The following is a 14,101-nucleotide window of genomic DNA, read 5'->3' as shown; positions in this document are numbered from 1 at the left end:
CTGTTAACGACATAATATGAAAAAGATGATTGGAGGATGGTGAGTGTATGACATTAAAATTTTATTGGTATCCAAAATGCGGCACATGTAGAAAAGCTAAAAAGTGGCTTGATGAACATCAAGTATCATATGAAGAAATACATATTGTAGATAATCCACCATCACGTTCTAAACTAGAGGAAATATACAAAAATAGTGGGTTGGAAATGAAGAAACTATTTAATACAAGCGGACAAAAATATCGGGATCTTGGCATGAAGGATAAAATACCATCATCTTCAGTAGATGAATTGTTAGACTTATTAGCCTCAGATGGAATGTTAATTAAGCGTCCATTAATAACTGATGGGAAAAAGGCAACGGTTGGTTTTAAAGAAGAAGATTATGAAAAGACATGGCTCAAGTAACTAGAAGTGTTAACATCCAATTCACATGAATACCGCTTGATTAAAAGAAGCTTTCATGTCATGATGGTGGTAGAAATTGATTATTCAAAATAGTTTATACATAGTAGATGGAGGGATTTATAATGAGTATTCCTAAGGATTTCCGTTATTCAAAGGAACACGAGTGGGCAAAAACAGAAGGGGAGAAAGTCCGAGTAGGTATTACGGATTTTGCACAATCAGAATTAGGAGATATTGTTTTTGTTGAATTACCTGAAGTTGGTGCAGAATTAAAAGTAGATGAGCCATTCGGAAGTGTTGAATCAGTAAAAACAGTATCTGAGCTATATGCACCAATAAGTGGAACGGTTGTAGAGATCAATGAAGAGTTAAACGATAATCCTGAATATGTCAATGAATCTCCTTATGAAAAAGCATGGATGATTGTGATTCAGCCTACAGATGTAAGTGAATTGGACAATTTAATGAGTGCGGAACAATATGAAGAAATGATTAAAGAGGATTAATTATTTAATATATAAAGGGGGTCGAGCAGCAATCACGTTGTTCGACCATTTATTATTTTGAGCCACTTCCTACTATAATAATATCCAATAGCTGAACGAGTTTTGGACTATTAATCGCCATGATCAAATAAATTTAAGAAAAAGTCTATCCATTATTAATAAAACTTCATTGGTTAAAGGAAGCTTACTTTAAAATAGTACATAATAAAGGATATGTACACCATTTTTTAGTATAAAGAATATGGTAAAGTAATTATATAATTCGATCAAGGTGATTCTAATGAACGAGGGAAAAACCGATAAAGTGATTATCGTTGAAGGAAAATCAGATAAAAGAAAAATTATTAATATCATAAAAGAACCAATAGATGTAATCTGTACGAATGGAACCATTAGCATGACAAAATTAGATGAATTAGTGGATACATTAATTGATAAAGACATTTATATACTGGTGGATGCAGATGATGCTGGAACAAAACTTAGAAACCAATTAAAAAGGGAATTTCCTGAGGCAGAGCATCTTTATATTGATAAGTGTTATAGAGAGGTGGCGACCGCGCCCGAATATCACCTAGCTACCGTCTTAATGGGTGCGAATATCGATGTATATGCAGAGTATTTAGATCGAGGTTAATCAAATGCAGGAAGTATCAATGAAAGATTTACCATTATTATTAGGTCAGAAAGGCTATAAGTTTCTCTATTTATATACTCCATTATGTGGAACATGCCAACTAGCGGGAAAGATACTCCATGTAGTTGAAGAATTATTACCAAACGAGAATTGGGGAAAATTAAATTTGAATTTCATCCCAGATTATGCTCGAGATTGGTCTGTGGAAAGTGTACCCTGCCTTCTCATACTATTTGATGAGAAGATTTACGAAAGGATATATGCTTTTCACTCCGTTCCCTATCTATATGAAAAAATAAACGGAATCTTAAAAACAGATACGTAAGAAAATTTTAAAATGGTAATTTATCCCAATAATTCGACAGTAGCAATGAGCTTTTTGTAATTTTTGACATATTTCTCAGGAAATAAAGGCAGTGGAATTGATAGAATCCATTGCCTTTTTGTATTTATTTTGTCGAAAGGAAAATGAGATGAATTAAAGGGATTTATCACATTTGAGAGAATTATTATGTATTAAAGGGAGCGTGAGGACATTGCAGGACGTTTTAGTTGATTTTATTAACGGGGTCAAGGACAAAAAGCATTTAATGGAACTGGTAAGTGATTCATTAATATTAAGCATTAAAACGGAAAAAGGCAATGCAAACCTGTTCATTGGAAATGGTGATCTTACTCTACTCGATTCTGAAGAAATTCTACCTGATGTTGAAATAAAAGGTGAGGAAAATGTTATTTCCTCCATCCTTCAAGGTAAGCTGAAACTGAGAGAAGCTGTTAAAAGGGAACATCTGGAAATAGAAGCAACCTATCGATCTACTCTTTTTTTAGAAACACTATTTATTCTTGGTAAGCCCTATTAATTTTTCTTTATAAAATGTATTGACTGACTTTCAGCGTTGTGATAATATTCATATAATCTTAATCTTAAGAAAACAATTACATATAATCTTATCTAGAGAGGCGGAGGGACTGGCCCTACGAAGCCCGGCAACCGGTTTTATTTACACGGTGCTAATTCCAGCAGAGCAATGCTCTGAAAGATAAGAAGAGATAGAATAAAACCTCTTCTTATGAAGAGGTTTTTTTGGTATCTGGCTTTATTGAGAGGAAATCAACTTACAAGTTTAAAAGCCAATTCAGGAATAAAGCAAAAATAATAATATAAGGGGAGATAAATTCAATGAGTGAAAAACAAAAAAATTACCGTTTTGAAACACTTGGAGTACATGGGGGATTAGAACCAGATCCAATTACAGGTGCACGGGCGGTACCAATCTATCAAAACAATGCTTATCAGTTCAAAAATACAGAACATGCTGCAAATCTATTTGCTTTAAAGGAAAATGGATATATTTATACTCGTATTCATAATCCAACCTTAACAGTCTTCGAAGAAAGAATTGCATTACTTGAAGGTGGAATCGGTGCATTATCTGTTGCTAGCGGAATGGCTGCCATTACTTTAGCGATTTTAAATCTTGCACATGCAGGGGATGAAATTGTTGCTGCCTCTAATCTCTACGGAGGAACATACAATTTATTTGCAGTAACTTTACCGAAATATGGAATTAATGTAAAACTAGTTGATCCTGAAAATATCAACAATTTTAAAGAAGCGATTACGGACAAAACAAAGGCGATATTTGCTGAAACCATCGGGAATCCTAGTCTAAAGGTTTTAGATATTGAAGCTGTAGCAAATATTGCCCATGAAGCGGGAATCCCTTTAATAGTTGATAATACATTTGCTACTCCGTATCTTTGCCGTCCTATTGAACATGGTGCAGATATCGTTATTCACTCTGCTACAAAGTGGTTGCTTGGAAATGGTACAACACTTGGTGGAGTCATCGTAGATGGTGGTAAGTTTGAATGGAATTCGCCGAAGTTCCCGGGATTCACTGAGCCAGACCCAAGTTATCACGATATTGTCTACAGCGAAGCATTAGGAGCAGCGGCTTATATTGTAAAGGCAAGAGTACAGCTTCTTCGTGACCTGGGACCTTCCTTGAGTCCACAAAATGCATTCCAATTCACTCTTGGTCTTGAAACATTACATGTAAGAATGAAGGAACATGTAGCAAATACGAAGAAGGTCGTAGAGTACTTAGAAAATCATCCAGCTGTAACATGGGTACTTTATCCAGGTCTAGAAAATAGTCCAGACAAAGCTCTTGTTGATAAATACCTACCTAAAGGTGCTGGCTCTGTTGTTGTATTTGGTATTGCAGGTGGAAGGGAAGCAGGGGCTAAATTTATTAACAATCTTGAGCTATGGGCACACGTAGCTAATGTTGGGGATGCGAAAAGCCTTGTGATTCATCCAGCTAGCACCACACACCAACAATTAGATGCGGAAGGTTTAGCAGCGGCTGGAGTTCCTGAGGATTTAATTCGCTTATCCATTGGTATTGAAAATGCAGAGGATCTTATTGAAGATCTAGAACAAGCTATTGAGGCAGCAACCAGCATTACAAGTCTTACTACAAAAGCATAAATGGTGTTTAGAATAATCAGCTTGATTTGTAAAACCAGAAAAAACCAGAGAGATATTCGTTGACACCCCTTTATATACGTGATACGATAACTTTTGTATTAATTTAAGAACTTTTCTGAAATAGAAGATTAATTGAATATAGATGAGATTCACTCTTATCAAGAGAGGTGGAGGGATGTGCCCGATGAAACCCGGCAACCGTCAATAGGCTGTATTGAAATGGTGCCAATTCACACGAAGCAAGCTTGCTTTGGTAGATGAGAGAAAGGTCGTTTATTTTACCTTTCTGCTTATCTGCGCAGAAAGGTTTTTTTATAAAGAAAATAAGGAAAGATATATATGATTACCAATTATAAGGAAGTAAAGCTACATGATACTCTATTGTATCTTTAAGCAATAGAATGAAGCTCAAAATCTCTTTAACTATTATTCAATGTAATTCTATCAGATAAATCGGAAATTAAGGGGTGACACAGATGATCTCAATAAGCAATGTAAAAAAGATTTATTCTTCAAAGAATGGAAAAATTACAGCGGTAGAGGATGTCAATCTTGAAGTAAAGAGTGGAGAAATTTTTGGTGTCATTGGTTATAGTGGAGCTGGGAAAAGTACCCTTATTCGCATGCTAAATGGATTGGAATTACCTACTGAAGGTACTGTGACGGTCGCTGACCAACTTATAAGCAAAATTAAGGGTAGCGAATTAAGAAAGGCAAGACAGCAAATCAGTATGATTTTTCAACATTTTAATCTTCTATGGTCTAGAACAGTAAAGGAAAATATCGCTTTTCCGCTAGAAATTGCCGGGGTTCCAAAAAGTGAAAGAAAAACCCGCGTAGATGAGCTGATTAAGCTTGTAGGATTAGAGGGAAGGGAAGATGCCTATCCTTCTCAGCTTAGTGGAGGTCAAAAGCAAAGAGTCGGAATCGCAAGAGCATTGGCAAATAATCCAAAGGTTCTCTTATGTGATGAAGCAACCTCAGCGCTTGATCCACAAACGACAGATTCCATTCTTGATCTATTAGTGGATATTAATAAAAGACTTGGATTAACGATTGTGTTGATAACCCATGAAATGCATGTTATTAGAAAAATATGTCATCGTGTAGCTGTTATGGAAGAAGGAAGGATTGTAGAAATCGGATCAGTACTGGATGTGTTTAAGAATCCACAACAGTCCATCACAAAAAGGTTTGTACAACAGGTGACAGAGCCGGAGGAAACAAAGGAAACTGTTGATCATTTATTGGCCAATTATCCTCAGGGAAAAGTTGTTCAGCTTGGTTTTATTGGAGAATCAGCAGAACAACCGGTCATTACAAATATTATCCGCAAGTACAATGTTACCGTTAATATCCTTCAAGGGAAAATATCACAAACACAAAGTGGTTCGTATGGAACATTGTTTATCCATTTAGATGGAGATGAGGAAGAAATATTGAAAGCAATTGAATACATCCGTTCTGGGCAGGTTGGAGTGGAGGTGATTACCAATGCTAGATAAATTTTTTCCAAATGTTGACTGGGAAGCTATGTGGTCAGCAACGATAGAAACCCTTTATATGACAGGTATCTCTGTATTGGTAACATTTATTTTGGGAGTCATTTTAGGTTTATTACTGTTTTTAACATCAAAGGGAAATATCTGGCAGAATGTGACGATCAACAAAGTCACCAGTGCTGTAGTAAATGTATTTAGATCGATTCCTTTCATTATATTAATTGTATTGCTTATTCCGTTTACGAAGCTTTTATTAGGAACTATGATAGGTGCAAATGCAGCTCTTCCTGCATTAATCATTGGGTCAGCACCATTCTATGCTCGTATGGTTGAAATAGGTTTAAGGGAAATTGATAAAGGTGTCATTGAAGCAGCAAGATCCATGGGTGCAAAAACAAGCACTATAATATGGAAGGTTCTTTTACCAGAATCCATGCCAGCATTAATTTCAGGAATAACCGTCACCGCTATTGCCTTAGTTGGATATACGGCGATGGCAGGGGTTATTGGTGCAGGTGGATTAGGAAACCTTGCTTATTTAGAAGGATTCCAAAGAGGCAGAAGTGACGTTACCTTAATGGCCACAATCATAATTCTTATCATTGTTTTCATCCTCCAATTTATTGGAGATTATATAACATCAAAATTAGATAAAAGATAAGGGGAGTTAAAAATGAAAAAATGGTTTAGTCTTATTTTAATTCTTGCAGTTGCTCTTGTTGCTGCTGCGTGCGGTACAGCTGAAGATAAATCAGACGGTGGAAAAGCAGATGAAACAAAGAAATTAGTTGTTGGTGCATCGAACGTTCCACATGCTGAAATTTTGGAGAAGGCAAAGCCTATTCTTAAAGAAAAAGGTATTGAATTAGATATTAAAAAGTTCCAGGATTATGTTTTACCAAACCAAGCTTTAGAATCAAAAGAGTTAGATGCAAACTATTTCCAACATATTCCTTACTTAGAAGCACAAATTGCAGAAAATGGTTATGATTTTGTTAATGCTGGTGGCATTCATATTGAACCAATTGGAATCTATTCTAAAAAGTATAAAAAGCTAGAAGACCTACCAACTGGAGCTACAATCATCATGAGTAACTCCGTTGCTGACCATGGACGTATTTTAACAATGCTTGAAAGCAAGGGTTTAATCAAACTAAAAGATGGTGTAGATAAAGTTGCAGCAACTGTTAAAGATATCGCTGAAAACCCTAAGAAATTAAAATTTGATACCGAGTATGAAGCATCCTTACTACCACAAATCTTTAACAATAATGAAGGCGATGCTGTATTAATCAACTCAAACTATGCAATTGACGCTGGCTTAAATCCGTTAAAGGATTCCATTGCCATTGAGGATAAGGAATCTCCATATGTAAACGTAGTTGCAGTAAGAAAAGGCGATGAAACAAAAGAGGAAATCAAAGCATTGGTAGAAGTTCTTCATTCAAAAGAAATCCAAGACTTTATTCTTGAAAAATATGAAGGTGCGGTTGTACCAGTTAGCGAATAATTAGATCTATTAAAAGCCTATCCAACTGGATAGGTTTTTTGTCTATTCTAGGAATTGATCATCTGTATACACGTTACATTAAATCATCTGATTAGGAGAAATTATAACCGTCAGAAAGAAGGAAGTTTCCACTGCTAAAGAGTTGCTAATAGATTTAATTTGTTATAAGATTGTAATGAGAATAGATTGAGAATGAAAAAATAGCTTATACTTTAGCTAATTAATACAATACTTCTATACAACAACGGAGGGTAATATTTATGGTGGGATCTACATTAACAATTAAAGACCTTCATGTAGCAATTGAAGGGAAGGAAATATTGAAAGGGGTCAACCTGGAGGTAAAGGGTGGAGAAATCCACGCAATCATGGGACCGAACGGAACGGGGAAATCCACCTTATCTTCTGCTATCATGGGACACCCAAAGTACGAGGTAACTAGCGGAAGCATAACACTTGATGGACAAAATGTTCTTGACATGGAAGTGGACGAAAGAGCTCGTGCTGGCCTTTTCCTAGCTATGCAATATCCAAGTGAAATTAGCGGTGTAACAAATGCCGACTTTTTACGTTCAGCAATAAATAGTCGTAGAGAAGAAGGAAATCAAATCTCTTTAATGAAGTTTATTCGCAAGATGGATGAAACAATGGATTTCCTCGAAATGGATCAAGATATGGCACAACGTTATTTAAATGAAGGGTTCTCGGGTGGAGAAAAGAAACGTAACGAAATCCTTCAACTTATGATGATTGAGCCTAAGATTGCCATCTTAGATGAAATCGACTCAGGTCTCGATATCGATGCATTAAAGGTTGTTTCAAAAGGTATTAACCAAATGCGTGGTGAAGATTTCGGCTGCTTAGTTATTACCCACTATCAGCGTTTATTAAACTACATTACGCCAGATGTGGTTCATGTAATGATGCAAGGTCGTATCGTGAAGACTGGTGGTCCTGAGCTTGCACAACGTCTAGAAGCTGAAGGCTACGATTGGATTAAGAAGGAACTTGGCATTGAAGACGAATTAGTTGAGCAGGAATAAGAGCAAGGGGGATCATAATGACAACGGAGACAAAATTACCATTCGGCGCTAGTCATGTTCGTTCGTTTTCAGAAGAAATGGGTGAACCTGCATGGCTAACGGAGCTTCGATTAGATGCGCTTTCAAAGGTAGATACTTTACCTCTACCTAAAGTAGATAAAACAAAAATTGTGAAATGGAATTTCACACAGTTTGAAAAACATATTGTAAAAAGTGATGACTTATCTGACCTCAGCGACTTACCTGAAGATGTTAAAGCCTTGATTGATATAGATACTCATAATAGTAATCTTTATATTCAGCGAAACAATCGCCCAACCATTCTTTCCGTATCGGATGAACTGAAAGAAAATGGCGTTATTTTTGTTGATATTTTCACGGCTGCTAGAGAACATGGGGATTTGCTACAAAAGTACTTAATGAAGGATGGAGTAAAGGTAGATGAGCATAAGCTAACTGCCCTACATGCAGCATTATTGAACGGTGGAGTGTTCTTATATGTTCCAAAGAATGTTGCTGTCTCACAACCAATCCAAACTGTATTCATACATGATGACAAAGAAGCGAATCTTTTTAACCATGTATTAGTCGTTTTAGAGGATAATAGCTCTGTTACTTATGTAGAAAACTATATATCAACAATGGATTCAGCTAATGGCGTATTTAATATTGTTTCTGAGGTTATAGCCGGAACAAATGCAAGAATTCAATATGGTGCTGTAGACAATATTTCTAAAGGGATTACTTCCTATGTGAACCGTCGAGGTGTTGCCTTTAGGGATGCTCGAATTGAATGGGCATTAGGGCTCATGAATGATGGAGATACCATCTATGATAATACGACCAAGCTCATTGGTGATGGCTCATACGGTGATACCAAAATTGTAACAGTTGGCCACGGAGAACAAACGCAAAACTTTACAACACAAATTATCCATTATGGTAAAAATTCAGAAGGCTATATCTTAAAGCATGGTGTATCAAAAGATGAAGCAACTTCAATTTTCAATGGTATTGGAAAAATTGAGCATGGTGCATCAAAGGCAAATGCTCAGCAGGAATCCCGTGTTCTAATGTTAAGTGAGAAGGCACGTGGGGATGCTAATCCAATGCTACTAATAGATGAAGATGATGTAATTGCTGGACATGCGGCATCTGTGGGACGAGTAGATCCAGTTCAGTTATATTATTTAATGAGTAGAGGAATTCCGAGAAAAGAAGCACAACGATTAATCATTCACGGCTTCCTTGCACCTGTAGTAAATGAATTACCTATCGAGGGTGTTAAAAAGCAGCTCGTTGAATTGATCGAAAGGAAAGTAAAATAATGGATATCAAAGATATTCGCTCACAGTTTCCAATCTTGAACCAGGAAGTCAATGGAAATCCACTTGTATATCTCGACAGTGCAGCAACATCACAAAAGCCAGTACAAGTGATTGAAGCATTAGATCGTTATTATCGCGAGTACAATTCAAATGTGCATCGAGGTGTTCATACACTTGGAACAATGGCTACCGATGCTTATGAAGGAGCACGTGAAAAGGTCAAACGGTTTATCAATGCAAAATCTATTGAGGAAGTAATTTTTACAAGGGGAACAACAACTTCACTTAATACGGTTGCCGCTAGTTATGCAAGAGCAAATTTACAAGAAGGTGATGAAATTGTTATTTCCTATATGGAACATCACAGTAATATCATCCCTTGGCAGCAAGCGGCTAAGCATACGGGTGCAACCTTAAAATATTTACCTCTTCAAGAGGATGGTACCATTTCATTAGATGATGTGAGATCCACGATTAATCCAAATACTAAGATTGTATCAATTACAAGAGTATCGAATGTATTAGGTGTCATCAATCCAATTAAAGAAATTGCACAAATAGCTCATGAAAATGGGGCAATCATGGTGGTGGATGGTGCACAAGCTGCTCCTCACATGAAGATAGATGTACAAGAATTAGATTGTGATTTTCTTGCATTTTCGGGACATAAAATGTGTGCACCGACAGGAATCGGCGTATTATATGGTAAGAAGCATCTTCTCGAAAATATGGAACCAGTAGAATTTGGCGGAGAAATGATTGACTTTGTAGATTTATATGATTCTACTTGGAAGGAACTTCCTTGGAAGTTTGAAGGTGGAACCCCAATTATAGCTGGTGCTATAGGACTTGGAGCTGCCATCGATTTTCTTGAAGAAGTTGGTTTAGAGAAAATAGAAGAACATGAACATAAGCTTGCAGCATATGCACTAGAAAGAATGTCAACGATCGAGGGAATTAAGATCTTTGGACCAATCGATCCGGCAAAAAGAGCAGGATTAGTGACCTTTAATCTAACGGATGTTCATCCTCATGATGTGGCAACTGTTTTAGATGCAGAAGGAATTGCTGTTCGTGCAGGTCATCACTGTGCACAGCCATTGATGAAGTGGTTGAAACAAACGGCCACCGCACGTGCTAGCTTTTATCTATATAATAATGAAAATGATATTGATAAGCTTGTAGATGGGCTTGTGAAAACAAAGGAGTATTTTAGCGATGTCTTCTAGAAACTTAGACGCCCTTTATAGACAGGTAATAATGGACCATTATAAAAATCCTCGGAACAAGGGGGTTTTAGAAGACGACACCGTCACGATTAACATGAATAATCCTACATGTGGAGATCGTATTCAGTTAACGTTAAAGGTTGAAGACGGGAAGGTCGTTGATGCAAGATTTGATGGAGAAGGCTGTTCCATCTCCTTGTCATCTGCTTCAATGATGACACAGGCAATAAAGGGGAAAAATATTAAGGATGCCCTTAAGCTTTCTGAAGCATTTTCAGAAATGATACAAGGAAAAGAGTATGATGATAATCTTGATTTAGGAGATATTGAAGCTCTTCAAGGTGTATCAAAGTTTCCTGCCAGGATTAAATGTGCAACATTAGCATGGAAGGCAATGGAAAAGGGATTAAATGAAGGAAATAATCAATAATATTGGTAAATGGGAATAGTTTGTTCCATAGCCTAATAAGAATGGAGGAACACGACGATGGCGAAAAAAATGCCTGAGATCGGTGATTATAAATATGGTTTTGCCGATAAGGATGTTTCCATTTTCCGCTCCAAGCGTGGTTTAACACGTGAGATTGTTGAGGAAATTTCAAAGATGAAGGAAGAACCACAGTGGATGACGGATTTCCGCTTGAAATCATTAGAGCATTTTTATAATATGCCTATGCCTCAATGGGGTGGAGACTTATCATCCTTAAATTTTGATGAAATAACTTATTATGTGAAACCTTCCGAGAAAGCTGAGAAGTCATGGGATGAAGTACCGGAAGAAATTAAGCAAACATTTGATAAATTGGGAATTCCAGAAGCTGAACAAAAATATTTAGCAGGGGTTTCTGCACAATATGAATCTGAAGTAGTTTATCATAACATGCAAGAGGACCTAGAAGCGTTAGGAATAGTCTTTAAGGATACAGATTCAGCATTGAAGGAAAATGAAGAGATTTTCCGTGAGCATTGGGCAAAGGTTATCCCACCAACTGACAATAAATTTGCAGCCTTAAACTCTGCTGTTTGGTCAGGTGGATCCTTTATTTATGTGCCTAAAGGTGTCAAGGTTGAAACTCCTTTACAGGCTTACTTCCGTATTAACTCAGAAAATATGGGTCAATTTGAACGGACATTGATAATAGTAGATGAAGGGGCGCATGTTCACTATGTAGAAGGGTGTACAGCACCAGTTTATACAACAAACTCCCTGCATAGCGCAGTTGTCGAAATCATCATCAAAAAAGATGCTTATTGCCGTTACACAACAATTCAAAACTGGGCAAACAACGTATATAACCTTGTGACCAAGCGTGCCGTTTGTGAAGCAAATGCAACGATGGAATGGGTAGATGGAAATATCGGCTCAAAATTAACGATGAAATACCCGGCTGTTATTTTAAAAGGAGAAGGCGCACGTGGAATGACTTTATCTATCGCAATTGCTGGTAAAGGTCAGCACCAGGATGCAGGAGCAAAAATGATTCATTTGGCACCAAATACTTCTTCAACGATTGTATCAAAATCCATCTCAAAACAAGGTGGGAAGGTAACCTATCGTGGAATGGTGCATTTTGGACGTAAAGCTGACGGAGCACGTTCAAATATTGAATGTGACACGTTAATCATGGATAATAAATCAACTTCTGATACGATACCATATAATGAAATATTAAATGATAATATCTCACTAGAGCATGAGGCAAAGGTATCTAAAGTATCGGAAGAACAATTATTCTATTTAATGAGCCGTGGAGTTTCTGAAGCGGAAGCAACGGAAATGATTGTTATGGGCTTTATTGAACCATTTACAAAGGAACTTCCAATGGAATATGCGGTTGAAATGAATAGACTCATCAAGTTCGAAATGGAAGGGTCTATTGGTTAATGTACTTATTCAGTCCTCAGGTGGTTTGACCACCCTGGGGGCTTTTTTTTGTTTTGATTCGGCAATTTCTGTCCATACCTCTTTTGTTTTTCATTTCAAACGAATATCAAATATAATAGAGGAAACTCAAGTATATACTTAAGGTAGGATCATATTTTTTCTAGAAAAAGGGGAAGAGTTGGTATGGAAAGGATCCATATTTATCATACAAATGATGTTCATAGCCATTTTGAACATTGGCCAAGGATTCAAAAGCTTCTCCTTGATCGAAAAGAACTTCATAAAGAAGCAGGAGAAGAATGCTACATATTTGATATCGGGGATCATATGGACCGCTATCATCCCTATTCTGATGCAACAAGGGGAAAGGGAAATACAGATATATTAAATGAGTCTGGGTATACAGCAGTGACAATCGGAAATAACGAGGGAATTACTCTCCCTTATGAAGATCTTGATCATATGTACGGTCATGCTCAATTTGATGTAATCATTGCGAACTTATTTAATAATGAGGGGAATATTCCTGATTGGGCAACTCCCTATAGGGTTTATGTAACTAATAATGATTGTAGGATTGCTGTCATTGGATTAACGGCTTTTTTTTCTCATTTTTACAGTTTATTAGGCTGGAATTTATCAGAACCATTTTCAGAGCTTAAAAGGCTTTTAGACACTTTAAAAAATCGATGTGATGCCATTGTCTTATTATCTCATTTAGGAATACATGATGACGAAAGGCTAGCCGAGGAGTTCCCTGAGATTGATGTGATACTCGGGGCACATACACATCATATATTACATACAGGGAAATTGGTTAATCACACGTTGTTAGCGGCTGCAGGAAAATATGGAATGTTTGTTGGTCACGTAACGTTAACTATTGATGATAAGAGAATAGTGTCTAAAGAGGCTATTCTTTACGATACAAATGATTTACCACCTGTGGACAATGAAACAAAAATGATTGACTTTTGGTATGCGGAGGGAAAGGAACAACTAAGCCAAGTATTCTTAAATATCCCGCCGATTAAAGGAACGAAATCTAATCTTTCACTTATACTTTGTCAGGCATTAAAAGATTGGTGCAAGGCAGATTGTGCATTTATTAATGAAGGAATGATTTTACAAGACATGAAGTCGGGGGCAGTCTCAGATTTTGATTTATTAACCATATGCCCACATCCAATTAATCCATGTGTTGTCAACTTAACGGGCAATGAGTTAAAGGAAGTGCTAATTCAATCCCAGGATGAAGAATGGCCCGATCTCAAAATTAAAGGATTTGGTTTTCGTGGAACCTTCATGGGTGAGATGGTTTATGAAGGAATAGAAATAGAGAAGTTGAAAAGTGGTTTTAACTTCCGTATTCAATCATCAGAATTAGAGGGAGATAGAAGGTATCGGGTCGCCATTCCAGATATGTATACATTCGGAATGTTTTTCCCAGAAATAAAAAGGGCTAAAAATAAAACCTTCTTCTTTCCTGAGTTTTTACGGGATATCTTAAAATGGAAGCTGATTAGTACATTTCAAGGGTAATCCCCTCACCTT

General features: G+C 36.8%; 15 protein-coding genes and 2 riboswitches. All 15 genes read left to right on the top strand.

The features are described 5' to 3' along the window. Positions 1-47: 47 nt before the first annotated feature. The 15 genes from BQ6100_RS17300 (at position 48) to BQ6100_RS17230 (ending at position 14,089) form a co-directional block, all read left to right on the top strand. Entirely contained in the window at positions 48-407 is a 360-nt protein-coding gene (locus BQ6100_RS17300) for an arsenate reductase family protein (protein WP_075982795.1), read from the top strand. Positions 408-529: 122 nt separating this feature from the next. Next, entirely contained in the window at positions 530-913 is a 384-nt protein-coding gene (gene gcvH, locus BQ6100_RS17295) for a glycine cleavage system protein GcvH (RefSeq protein ID WP_075982794.1), read from the top strand. Between the two features lie 280 nt (positions 914-1,193). Then, entirely contained in the window at positions 1,194-1,550 is a 357-nt protein-coding gene (locus BQ6100_RS17290; protein ID WP_075982793.1) for a toprim domain-containing protein, read from the top strand. A gap of 19 nt (positions 1,551-1,569) precedes the next feature. Continuing rightward, positions 1,570-1,875, top strand: coding sequence for a thioredoxin family protein (locus BQ6100_RS17285; protein ID WP_235816543.1), 306 nt, complete (start codon positions 1,570-1,572; stop codon positions 1,873-1,875). Positions 1,876-2,086: 211 nt separating this feature from the next. After that, positions 2,087-2,413 (top strand): SCP2 sterol-binding domain-containing protein, encoded by a 327-nt coding sequence (locus tag BQ6100_RS17280; protein ID WP_075982791.1) that lies wholly within the window; start codon positions 2,087-2,089, stop codon positions 2,411-2,413. A gap of 85 nt (positions 2,414-2,498) precedes the next feature. Continuing rightward, a riboswitch (SAM riboswitch) is annotated at positions 2,499-2,600 on the top strand. A gap of 133 nt (positions 2,601-2,733) precedes the next feature. Next, the gene (locus tag BQ6100_RS17275; protein ID WP_075982790.1) at positions 2,734-4,050 is read left to right on the top strand and encodes an O-acetylhomoserine aminocarboxypropyltransferase/cysteine synthase family protein; all 1,317 of its coding nucleotides are present in this window, start codon (positions 2,734-2,736) and stop codon (positions 4,048-4,050) included. Between the two features lie 152 nt (positions 4,051-4,202). Then, positions 4,203-4,314, top strand: a riboswitch (SAM riboswitch). 212 nt (positions 4,315-4,526) lie between these two features. Further along, positions 4,527-5,555, top strand: coding sequence for a methionine ABC transporter ATP-binding protein (locus BQ6100_RS17270; protein WP_075982789.1), 1,029 nt, complete (start codon positions 4,527-4,529; stop codon positions 5,553-5,555). Then, the gene (locus tag BQ6100_RS17265) at positions 5,545-6,213 is read left to right on the top strand and encodes a methionine ABC transporter permease (protein ID WP_075982788.1); all 669 of its coding nucleotides are present in this window, start codon (positions 5,545-5,547) and stop codon (positions 6,211-6,213) included. Before BQ6100_RS17270 ends, BQ6100_RS17265 begins: the two co-directional genes overlap by 11 nt. Positions 6,214-6,225: 12 nt before the next feature. Further along, on the top strand, positions 6,226-7,062 hold the full coding sequence (locus BQ6100_RS17260) for a MetQ/NlpA family ABC transporter substrate-binding protein (RefSeq protein WP_075982787.1): 837 nt from the start codon (positions 6,226-6,228) through the stop codon (positions 7,060-7,062). 260 nt (positions 7,063-7,322) lie between these two features. Beyond that, positions 7,323-8,105 carry a Fe-S cluster assembly ATPase SufC gene (gene sufC, locus BQ6100_RS17255; RefSeq protein ID WP_075982786.1) on the top strand — a complete coding sequence of 261 codons (783 nt, stop codon included), beginning with the start codon at positions 7,323-7,325 and terminating at the stop codon, positions 8,103-8,105. Positions 8,106-8,122: 17 nt separating this feature from the next. Next, positions 8,123-9,433 carry a Fe-S cluster assembly protein SufD gene (gene sufD, locus BQ6100_RS17250; protein WP_075982785.1) on the top strand — a complete coding sequence of 437 codons (1,311 nt, stop codon included), beginning with the start codon at positions 8,123-8,125 and terminating at the stop codon, positions 9,431-9,433. After that, a complete protein-coding gene (locus tag BQ6100_RS17245; RefSeq protein WP_075982784.1) occupies positions 9,433-10,662 on the top strand; it encodes a cysteine desulfurase in 1,230 nt (409 codons plus the stop codon). The genes sufD and BQ6100_RS17245 overlap by 1 nt, the downstream gene beginning before the upstream one ends. Continuing rightward, the gene (gene sufU, locus BQ6100_RS17240) at positions 10,652-11,092 is read left to right on the top strand and encodes a Fe-S cluster assembly sulfur transfer protein SufU (protein WP_075982783.1); all 441 of its coding nucleotides are present in this window, start codon (positions 10,652-10,654) and stop codon (positions 11,090-11,092) included. The genes BQ6100_RS17245 and sufU overlap by 11 nt, the downstream gene beginning before the upstream one ends. Before the next feature lie 57 nt (positions 11,093-11,149). Next, the gene (sufB, locus tag BQ6100_RS17235) at positions 11,150-12,547 is read left to right on the top strand and encodes a Fe-S cluster assembly protein SufB (protein ID WP_075982782.1); all 1,398 of its coding nucleotides are present in this window, start codon (positions 11,150-11,152) and stop codon (positions 12,545-12,547) included. A gap of 183 nt (positions 12,548-12,730) precedes the next feature. Continuing rightward, the gene (locus tag BQ6100_RS17230; RefSeq protein WP_075982781.1) at positions 12,731-14,089 is read left to right on the top strand and encodes a bifunctional metallophosphatase/5'-nucleotidase; all 1,359 of its coding nucleotides are present in this window, start codon (positions 12,731-12,733) and stop codon (positions 14,087-14,089) included. Positions 14,090-14,101 lie beyond the last annotated feature (12 nt).

This window comes from Bacillus massilinigeriensis (genome assembly GCF_900117315.1).
GTDB classification, from domain to species: Bacteria; Bacillota; Bacilli; order Bacillales; family Cytobacillaceae; genus Bacillus_BE; species Bacillus_BE massilionigeriensis.
Note: the sequence above shows the minus strand (reverse complement) of the source record. Positions and strands in the feature narration are given on the sequence as shown.

Coding starts and splice junctions, on each gene's coding strand:
- gcvH (WP_075982794.1), top strand. CDS start 530: ATGAGTATTCCTAAGGATTTCCGTTATTCAAAGGAACACGAGTGGGCA.
- BQ6100_RS17260 (WP_075982787.1), top strand. CDS start 6,226: ATGAAAAAATGGTTTAGTCTTATTTTAATTCTTGCAGTTGCTCTTGTT.
- BQ6100_RS17245 (WP_075982784.1), top strand. CDS start 9,433: ATGGATATCAAAGATATTCGCTCACAGTTTCCAATCTTGAACCAGGAA.
- BQ6100_RS17275 (WP_075982790.1), top strand. CDS start 2,734: ATGAGTGAAAAACAAAAAAATTACCGTTTTGAAACACTTGGAGTACAT.
- BQ6100_RS17230 (WP_075982781.1), top strand. CDS start 12,731: ATGGAAAGGATCCATATTTATCATACAAATGATGTTCATAGCCATTTT.
- BQ6100_RS17300 (WP_075982795.1), top strand. CDS start 48: ATGACATTAAAATTTTATTGGTATCCAAAATGCGGCACATGTAGAAAA.
- BQ6100_RS17285 (WP_235816543.1), top strand. CDS start 1,570: ATGAAAGATTTACCATTATTATTAGGTCAGAAAGGCTATAAGTTTCTC.
- BQ6100_RS17290 (WP_075982793.1), top strand. CDS start 1,194: ATGAACGAGGGAAAAACCGATAAAGTGATTATCGTTGAAGGAAAATCA.
- BQ6100_RS17265 (WP_075982788.1), top strand. CDS start 5,545: ATGCTAGATAAATTTTTTCCAAATGTTGACTGGGAAGCTATGTGGTCA.
- sufD (WP_075982785.1), top strand. CDS start 8,123: ATGACAACGGAGACAAAATTACCATTCGGCGCTAGTCATGTTCGTTCG.
- BQ6100_RS17270 (WP_075982789.1), top strand. CDS start 4,527: ATGATCTCAATAAGCAATGTAAAAAAGATTTATTCTTCAAAGAATGGA.
- sufC (WP_075982786.1), top strand. CDS start 7,323: ATGGTGGGATCTACATTAACAATTAAAGACCTTCATGTAGCAATTGAA.
- sufU (WP_075982783.1), top strand. CDS start 10,652: ATGTCTTCTAGAAACTTAGACGCCCTTTATAGACAGGTAATAATGGAC.
- sufB (WP_075982782.1), top strand. CDS start 11,150: ATGGCGAAAAAAATGCCTGAGATCGGTGATTATAAATATGGTTTTGCC.